This window comes from Marinobacter sp., assembly GCF_033722735.1.
Classification (GTDB): domain Bacteria; phylum Pseudomonadota; class Gammaproteobacteria; order Pseudomonadales; family Oleiphilaceae; genus Marinobacter.
In genome coordinates this window covers 50,828-59,153 of the sequence record NZ_JAWVYN010000021.1, presented here as the reverse complement: position 1 = coordinate 59,153, position 8,326 = coordinate 50,828, and the positions used below count along the sequence as shown (strand labels likewise).

Here is an 8,326-nt window from a genome sequence, read left to right as displayed (position 1 = left end):
GCCAATTTGAAGAAAGTTGAAACTCAAAATCTTCAATAAAACCAAGCGGTTATCTTTCGACTTCCGGCCCGCTGAAGTGGCGTGCCCCTCGAAAGAGATGCGCATTCTACAGACCTCCGCCGAGGTGTCAACGAGGTTTCGGAAATATTTCCAAAATATTTCGGACTCCCCTTACAAAACCCCGCCCGAAAGCCGAAAACTGATCATCCCTTGTTCAGTAACTTTATTATAGCTCAAGCCTGCCGGGTTGAAGAGCGCCGGGTCTTTCGAACGAGCGCCCGAACCGGTCCGGACAAGGCATAGATCAGGAACCCCGTAAACAATACGGTTCCCGGGTCCAGCGCCACCACGACAAATATCAAAACCACCAGCAAAATCGCAGCAAACGGCACCCGCCCCCTCAGGTCGAGGTCTTTGAAGCTGCGATAAAGCACGTTGCTGACCATCAGCACACCACAACCGCCCACCACAACGATGGTCAGCGCCGTCAGCCAGCCCGCGGGCTCGTAGGCGTGAAAGCACCAGACCAACCCGGCCACACAGGCAGCGGCCGAAGGACTCGGCAACCCAACGAAAAACTTCTTGTCCACAGAGCCAATCTGGGTATTGAAACGAGCAAGACGTAAAGCGGCACCGGCCACGTAAATGAAAGTGATTGCCCAACCAAACTGGGCCAACCCATTCAGCGACCAGAAAAAGGCAACCAGCCCAGGTGCTACCCCGAAGGCCACCATGTCAGCCAGGCTGTCGTACTCCTCACCAAACTTGCTCTGGGTATTGGTCATGCGGGCCACACGACCATCGAGCCCATCGAGGATCATCGACACAAAGATCGCGATGGCCGCGTTGTCGAAGACGCCGTTGGCCGCAGAGACGATGGCGTAGAAGCCGGAGAACAGGGACGCGGTGGTCAGCGCATTGGGCAACAGGTAGATGCCTTTGCGCCGGACCGGCGCCCCCTCCACCAACTCTTCCTCGACCACCTCGCCGTCGGCATGATCCTGCAGCGGTTCGTTGCTGGCCGCGGAGTCGGATTTTAGTTCGTGTTCAGTTTTTTCGTTCTTGGTTGTCATTCCAGCCATCCTGAAAATATGTGGAGGGAAGTATAGCAGCGACGTCCAACCTCCCAACGCTCAACCCTAACCAGAGATAAGTCCCCCAACGAAAAACGCGGCCATCGAGGGCCGCGCTTTCCTGAACCGCCATTCGGCTTAGTTCTTTTCCTTGTCCACGATCTTGTTGGACGCGATCCAGGGCATCATCGCGCGCAGCTTCTCACCAACCTGCTCGATCGGATGGGCCGCGTTGTTGCGACGGGCCGCCGTCATGGACGGATAGTTGTGCGCCCCCTCGGAGATGAACATCTTGGCGTACTCACCGCTCTGAATGCGCTTCAGGGCGTTGCGCATGGCTTCGCGGGACTCGTCGTTGATCACCTCGGGACCGGTCACGTACTCACCGTATTCCGCGTTGTTGGAAATGGAGTAGTTCATGTTGGCGATGCCGCCTTCGTACATCAGGTCGACGATCAGCTTGAGCTCGTGCAGACACTCGAAGTAGGCCATTTCCGGCGCATAGCCAGCCTCGGTCAGGGTTTCGAAGCCGGCCTTGACCAGCTCGACAGCGCCGCCACACAGAACCGCCTGCTCACCGAACAGGTCGGTTTCGGTCTCGTCCTTGAAGGTGGTTTCGATGATACCGGTACGACCGCCACCAACGCCGCTGGCGTAAGACAGGGCCAGGTTCTTGGCGTTGCCGGAGGCGTCCTGGAAGATTGCGATCAGATCAGGAATACCGCCGCCCTTGGTGAACTCGGTACGAACGGTGTGACCGGGCGCCTTCGGAGCCACCATGATCACGTCCAGATCTTTGCGCGGCACGATCTGGTTGTAGTGGATGGCGAAACCGTGGGCGAACGCCAGGGTAGCGCCCTGCTTCAGGTTCGGCTCGATTTCGGCCTTGTACAGCTGGGCCTGGAACTCGTCCGGCGTCAGCACCATAACGACGTCCGCGGCGGCAACGGCAGCCGGCACTTCACTGACCTTCAGGCCATGGGCCTCGGCCTTGGCAATGGAGGAGGAACCCGGGCGCAGACCAACGGTGACATCCACACCGGAGTCTTTCAGGTTGCAAGCGTGGGCATGGCCCTGGGACCCGTAGCCAATGATGGCAACTTTCTTGCCCTGGATGATGGAAAGATCACAATCCTTATCGTAATAAACCTGCATGATAAACCTCTACTTTGTATTGGCATTGCTGCCATGAATCATCACTGAGTACTGGATCGGGTAGTCAGATGCTCAGAATCTTTTCGCCCCGGGCAATCCCGGAAACCCCGGACCGAACCACTTCCAGGACTCCCGCGGTACCGACTGCCTGGATGAAACCATCCAGCTTGTCGCTGTCCCCGGCCAGTTGCACGGTGTACACCGAGCTGGTCACGTCCACGATCTGGCCACGGAAGATGTCCACCGTCCGCTTGATCTCGGCCCGCTGGGACCCCGTCGCCTTGAGCTTGATCAGCATCAGCTCCCGCTCGATGTGGGAGCCTTCGGTGAGATCCACCAGCTTGACCACTTCAATCAGCTTGTTGAGCTGCTTGGTGATCTGCTCGATCACCTTGTCCGAGCCGGTGGTGGTGACCGTCAGCCGGGACAGGGTTTCGTCTTCCGTCGGTGCAACCGTGAGGGTCTCAATATTGTAGTTTCGCTGGGAAAACAGCCCGACCACCCGCGACAGTGCGCCCGGCTCGTTTTCCAGCAGTACGGAAATAATTCGACGCATGGTGATCAGACCCTCTCCGTTTTGCTGAGCCACATGTCTTTCATCGAACCCCGGGCCACCTGCATCGGGTAGACGTGTTCGAAGCGGTCAACATAGATGTCCAGGAACACCAGCTTGTCCTTCATCGCCAGGGCCTCTTTCAGCTTCGGCTCCAGATCTTCCTTCTTGTCGATCCGAATGCCCACGTGGCCGTAAGATTCGGCCAGCTTGATGAAGTCCGGCAGGGATTCCATGTAGGACTGGGAGTGACGGGATTCGTAGTTCATGTCCTGCCACTGCTTCACCATGCCCAGCGCCTGGTTGTTCAGGTTGATGATCTTCACCGGTAGATCGTACTGCTTGCAGGTGGACAGTTCCTGGATGTTCATCTGGATACTGCCTTCACCGGTGATGCACAGCACTTCGTCGTCCGGGAAGTTCAGCTTGACCCCCATGGCGGCGGGCAAGCCGAAGCCCATGGTGCCGAGACCACCGGAATTGATCCAGCGATTGGGCTTGTCGAACTTGTAGTACTGGGCGGCGAACATCTGGTGCTGACCAACGTCGGACGTCACAAACGCCTTGCCATCGGTCAGTCGCCACAGCGCCTCGATGACCTCTTGCGGCTTGATCACGTCCGGGCTGGTTTCATAACGCATGCCATGGAAAGCCCGCCACTCGTCAATCTGCTTCCACCAGGCCGCCAGCGCCTCGGCATCCGGCTTCTCCTTGGCCTCCTTGACCAGGGCGATCATCTCTTTCAGTACGGCATCCACCGGTCCAACAATGGGCACGTCCGCTTCCACCGTCTTGGAGATGGATGCCGGATCGATGTCGATGTGAATGATCCGAGCCCCCGGGCAGAACTTCTCGGTGGCGTTGGTGACCCGGTCATCGAAGCGTGCACCCACACAGAGAATCAGGTCGGAGTGATGCATCGCCATGTTCGATTCGTAGGTCCCGTGCATTCCCAGCCAGCCCAGATGCTGTTTGTCCGTTGCCGGATAGCAACCAATGCCCATCAGGGTGTTGGTAATGGGGTAACCCAGCATGCGGACCAGGTCGATCAGTTGATCCGAGGCCTTGCCCAGGACAACTCCACCACCGGCATAGATCATCGGCCGCTTGGCGGCCAGCAGCATATCGACGGCTTTCTTGATCTGGCCGGCGTGCCCCCGCACTGCAGGATTGTAGGACCGCAGCTTGACCTTCTTGGGGTACGAATACTCAAAGCGCTCGTTCGGCGTGGTCATGTCCTTGGGAATGTCCACAACTACCGGCCCTGGACGACCGGTTGAGGCTATGTAGTAAGCCTTGCGAATGACCTCGGGAATTTCTTCCGGATGGCGCACACTCAGGTTGTGCTTCACAACCGGACGGGAGACCCCGATCATGTCGGTCTCCTGAAAGGCATCTTCACCGATCAGGCTCGATGCCACCTGGCCACACAGCACCACCATGGGAATGGAATCCATGAACGCTGTGGCAATGCCAGTAATGGTGTTGGTGGCTCCAGGACCCGAGGTCACCAGTACGGTACCTGGTTTTCCGGTCGCACGGGCGTAGCCGTCGGCCATGTGCACCGCCGCCTGTTCGTGACGAACCAGAATATGCTTGACTTTGTCCTGCCTAAACAGCGCATCATAGATATGCAGCGCTGCACCACCTGGATAGCCGTAAATGTATTCGATCCCCTCATCCTGCAGGGACCGGATCAGCATGTCGGCGCCAGACAATAACTCCACGTTTTCTACCCTCTGCTACGAGTGAATGTTCCGGGACTTCGGCCCGGTTGCCTGGATCCCCGGCATCTGAGCTTCTTGTGAAAGCCGAACCGGATGTTCCGCCACACTATTAGACGAGAGGTTGTCTCCTGGCCAACCGCGCTCCTGAGGGTTGCGGAGAGCGGCCAATCAACGGGTTGCACAAGTGCAACAACCATTTGCGCGTACGACGCGTGCTGTTCAGTGTGGTAATTAACGGGGGATACTTGCTCGGGATTGCCTGCCGTATTGACCCCTGTCTTCAGGCAATCGGTAATTGTGACAGCGCGAAACTCCCTGTCAATAGCGGCGCTCAAGAGATTCCACCGGCATGGCAATCAAAGGTCTGCCATACTGTGTCCATTCTGTGAATCAGGAAATTGCACAGGACTCGCAAATAGCCCCACAATAGCTAAATAAAACAACAGCGGGTTCCATCGGCTACCTGCGATCAACCCATGGATCACGAGTATAGGCATGAAGAGCAGATCACTTGTTTTGGCAGTTATTGTTGCACTGGCCCCTGCCACCGGTTTCGGGGAATCCGTCTATAAGTGGACCGATGAAGAGGGCGTGACGCACTTTGGCGACCGCCAGCCAACCGGCACCAGAGCCGAGTCCGTCAACATACGAACAGGCGGCTCCACTGGGCCCACTAGCGGTCCGACCCCCCAGGAGCGGATGGGGGCGCTGGAGGAGCGCCAGCGCAGCGAGGAAGAACAGGAACGCCTTTCCGCCGTCGAGGAAGCCCGCCAGAAACAGCGTCAGGCAAACTGTGAAACCGCGCGCAGCAACCTGGCCATCCTGAACTCCTACGGCCGGGTCCAGGTCGAGGAAAATGGGGAGAAGCGCTACCTTACTCCCGAGGAGATCGCCGAGCAAAAGGCGAGCTTCCAGCAGATTGCCGATGACAACTGCGGCCCCGCCGCCAATCAACCCTAACCGCCACTCTCAACAGGAGGCTCATGGAGGCGGTGTAAAAACCATTGCACTCAGCTATGCGTCGTTAAAAGTCGGCTCAAAATGCTCGTTTATCGCACAGGAACTGCGTTTTTTCGCCGAATGTTGCGGCGCCTAGCCGACGCTCATTACGTTTTAACACAACCTCTCATGGCCCCTTTGCCAACAAGCTTACTGCTTGCCGAACACCAGCTCGTGCCCGGACACCGACGCCTTGATGGTATCCCCCGGCACAAACTCCCCTTTTAGCAGCTGCTGGGCCAGCGGGTTCTCGATCATCCGCTGGATGGCCCGTTTCAGGGGACGAGCCCCGTAGACCGGGTCGTAGCCCACTTCCGCCAGCAGGTTCATGGCGGAGTCTTCCAGTACCAGCGCCATCTCCTGATCCTTCAGCCGCTTGTTGAGCAGCTCGATCTGGACCTTGGCGATGCCGTGGATCTGCTCGCTGCCGAGCGGATGAAAGACCACCACCTCGTCGACCCGGTTGATGAACTCGGGGCGGAAATGGGTGCCCACCACTTCCATCACCGCGGCCTTCATGGCTTCGTACTGCTCTTCCCCGGCCTTCTGCTGGATGATGTCGGAACCCAGGTTGGAGGTCATGACAATCACGGTATTGCGGAAATCCACCGTCCGACCCTGGCCGTCGGTAAGGCGACCGTCCTCCAACACCTGCAGCAGGATGTTGAACACGTCCGGGTGCGCCTTCTCCACCTCGTCCAGCAACAGCACCGAATAGGGCCGGCGACGCACCGCCTCGGTCAGGTAGCCACCTTCCTCGTAACCCACATAACCGGGAGGCGCGCCGATCAGCCGGGCCACCGAATGCTTCTCCATGAACTCGGACATGTCGATGCGCACCATGGCCTCTTCGGTATCGAACAGGAAGGCCGCCAGCGACTTGCACAACTCGGTCTTGCCCACCCCGGTCGGCCCCAGAAACAGGAAGGAGCCGTTGGGCCGGTTCGGATCCGACAGCCCCGCCCGGGAACGACGAACCGCATTGGCCACGGCCTCCACCGCCTCATCCTGCCCGATCACCCGTTCGTGCAGCGCCTCTTCCATCCGCATCAGCTTGTCGCGCTCACCTTCCAGCATCTTGGACACCGGGATGCCGGTCCACTTGGAGACCACTTCCGCGATCTCCTCGTCGGTGACCCGGTTGCGCAGCAGCTTCATCTCCATCATTTCGGCCTGGCTCGCCATATCCAGCTGGCGTTCCAGCTCCGGAATCCGGCCGTATTGCAATTCGGACATCTCCGCCAGGTTGCCCGCCCGGCGGGCGTTTTCCAGATCGATCCTGGCCTGCTCCAACTGGCTCTTGATCTTCTGCGAGCCGTGCAGGGCCGCCTTCTCGGTGTTCCACACCTCCTCCAGATCGGCATACTCGCGCTCGATATCGCCAATGACCCCGGACAGCTCCTCCAGCCGCTTCTTGGAGGCCGCATCGGTCTCCTTCTTGAGCGCTTCCCGCTCAATCTTCAGCTGGATCAGGCGACGCTCCAGACGATCCAGCGCCTCCGGTTTGGAATCCATCTCCATACGGATCTGGCTGGCCGCCTCGTCCACCAGGTCGATGGCCTTGTCCGGCAGTTGCCGGTCGGTGATGTAACGATGGGACAGCTTGGCGGCGGCGATAATGGCGGCGTCGGTCACCTCCACCCCGTGGTGCACCTCATACCGCTCCTTGAGCCCCCGCAGGATGGCGATGGTGTCCTCCTCGCCGGGTTCGGACACCAACACCTTCTGGAAGCGGCGCTCCAGGGCGGCGTCCTTCTCGATGTTCTCCCGGTACTCGTCCAGGGTGGTGGCGCCCACGCAGTGCAGCTCGCCCCGCGCCAGGGCTGGCTTGAGCATGTTGCCGGCATCCATTGCGCCCTCGGCCTTGCCGGCTCCCACCATGGTGTGCAGCTCGTCGATGAACAGGATGATCTGACCTTCCTGCTTGGCCAGCTCGTTGAGCACCGCCTTGAGACGCTCCTCGAATTCGCCACGGAACTTGGCACCGGCGATGAGTGCGCCCATATCCAGAGACAGCACCTTCTTGCCTTGCAGCCCCTCCGGCACTTCGCCGTTGACGATACGCTGCGCCAGACCCTCGACAATGGCAGTCTTACCCACGCCGGGCTCACCGATGAGCACCGGGTTGTTTTTGCGCCGACGCTGCAGCACCTGGATCGTGCGGCGGATCTCATCGTCGCGCCCGATGACCGGGTCCAACTTGCCAGCCCGGGCCCGTTCGGTCAGGTCAATGGTGTACTTGTCCAGCGCCTGGCGGTTCTCTTCCGCGGAGGCATCGTTGACCGATTCACCACCACGGATCTGCTCGATTGCTCCCTGCAGGGCGGCCTTGTCCACGCCCTGCTCCCGCAGCACCCGTCCCAGCGTGCCACGGTCCTCCAGCGCCGCCAGCAACATCAGTTCGCTGGAAATAAACTGGTCCTTGTGTTGCTGTGCCAGCTTGTCGGCAATATTGAACAGGCGCCCCATGTCGTTCGACATGGACACATCACCGGCGGATCCCTGAACCTCCGGCAGTTTGTCGATCTCGGTGACCACCGCCTGACGCAGGCGACCGGGCTCCACCCCCACCTGTTTCAGCAGCGGCTTGATCGAACTGCCCTCCTGATCCAGCAGCGCCAGCATCAGATGCAGCGGCTCGATAAAGTTGTGGTCCTTACCCACCGCAAGGGATTGGGCGTCGGCCAGCGCGGTCTGTAACCGGCTCGTCAATTTGTCGATTCTCATGATGTACGAGTCCCTGATTTACTGAATGCAGCCTGGTACACAAGTTCGCCGATCACGGCACCAAACGCACTGCAGATTGTTTTCAGTGTGCT

At 59.2% G+C, this 8,326-nt stretch carries 6 protein-coding genes; 1 reads left to right on the top strand and 5 read right to left on the bottom strand.

Annotated features, from left to right (window positions below):
* Nucleotides 1–233: 233 nt before the first annotated feature.
* From pssA to R3175_RS14600, 4 genes are all read right to left on the bottom strand, one after another.
* Nucleotides 234–1,073, bottom strand: a complete 840-nt coding sequence (pssA, locus tag R3175_RS14615) for a CDP-diacylglycerol--serine O-phosphatidyltransferase (protein ID WP_318945060.1) — start codon at nucleotides 1,071–1,073, stop codon at nucleotides 234–236.
* A 138-nt stretch (nucleotides 1,074–1,211) separates the two neighbouring features.
* Nucleotides 1,212–2,228: a ketol-acid reductoisomerase gene (ilvC, locus tag R3175_RS14610; protein ID WP_318945059.1), complete on the bottom strand. Its 1,017-nt coding sequence runs from the start codon at nucleotides 2,226–2,228 to the stop codon at nucleotides 1,212–1,214.
* 64 nt (nucleotides 2,229–2,292) lie between these two features.
* On the bottom strand, nucleotides 2,293–2,784 hold the full coding sequence (gene ilvN / locus R3175_RS14605) for an acetolactate synthase small subunit (protein ID WP_271980019.1): 492 nt from the start codon (nucleotides 2,782–2,784) through the stop codon (nucleotides 2,293–2,295).
* Nucleotides 2,785–2,789: 5 nt separating this feature from the next.
* Entirely contained in the window at nucleotides 2,790–4,508 is a 1,719-nt protein-coding gene (locus tag R3175_RS14600; protein ID WP_318945058.1) for an acetolactate synthase 3 large subunit, read from the bottom strand.
* Between the two features lie 516 nt (nucleotides 4,509–5,024).
* On the opposite strand from R3175_RS14600, the gene R3175_RS14595 reads away from it, so the two are divergent.
* Nucleotides 5,025–5,468, top strand: coding sequence for a DUF4124 domain-containing protein (locus tag R3175_RS14595; RefSeq protein ID WP_318945057.1), 444 nt, complete (start codon nucleotides 5,025–5,027; stop codon nucleotides 5,466–5,468).
* Nucleotides 5,469–5,657: 189 nt separating this feature from the next.
* Here R3175_RS14595 and clpB read toward each other — a convergent pair whose 3' ends face one another.
* Nucleotides 5,658–8,234, bottom strand: a complete 2,577-nt coding sequence (clpB, locus tag R3175_RS14590) for an ATP-dependent chaperone ClpB (RefSeq protein ID WP_318945056.1) — start codon at nucleotides 8,232–8,234, stop codon at nucleotides 5,658–5,660.
* Between the last annotated feature and the right edge of the window lie 92 nt (nucleotides 8,235–8,326).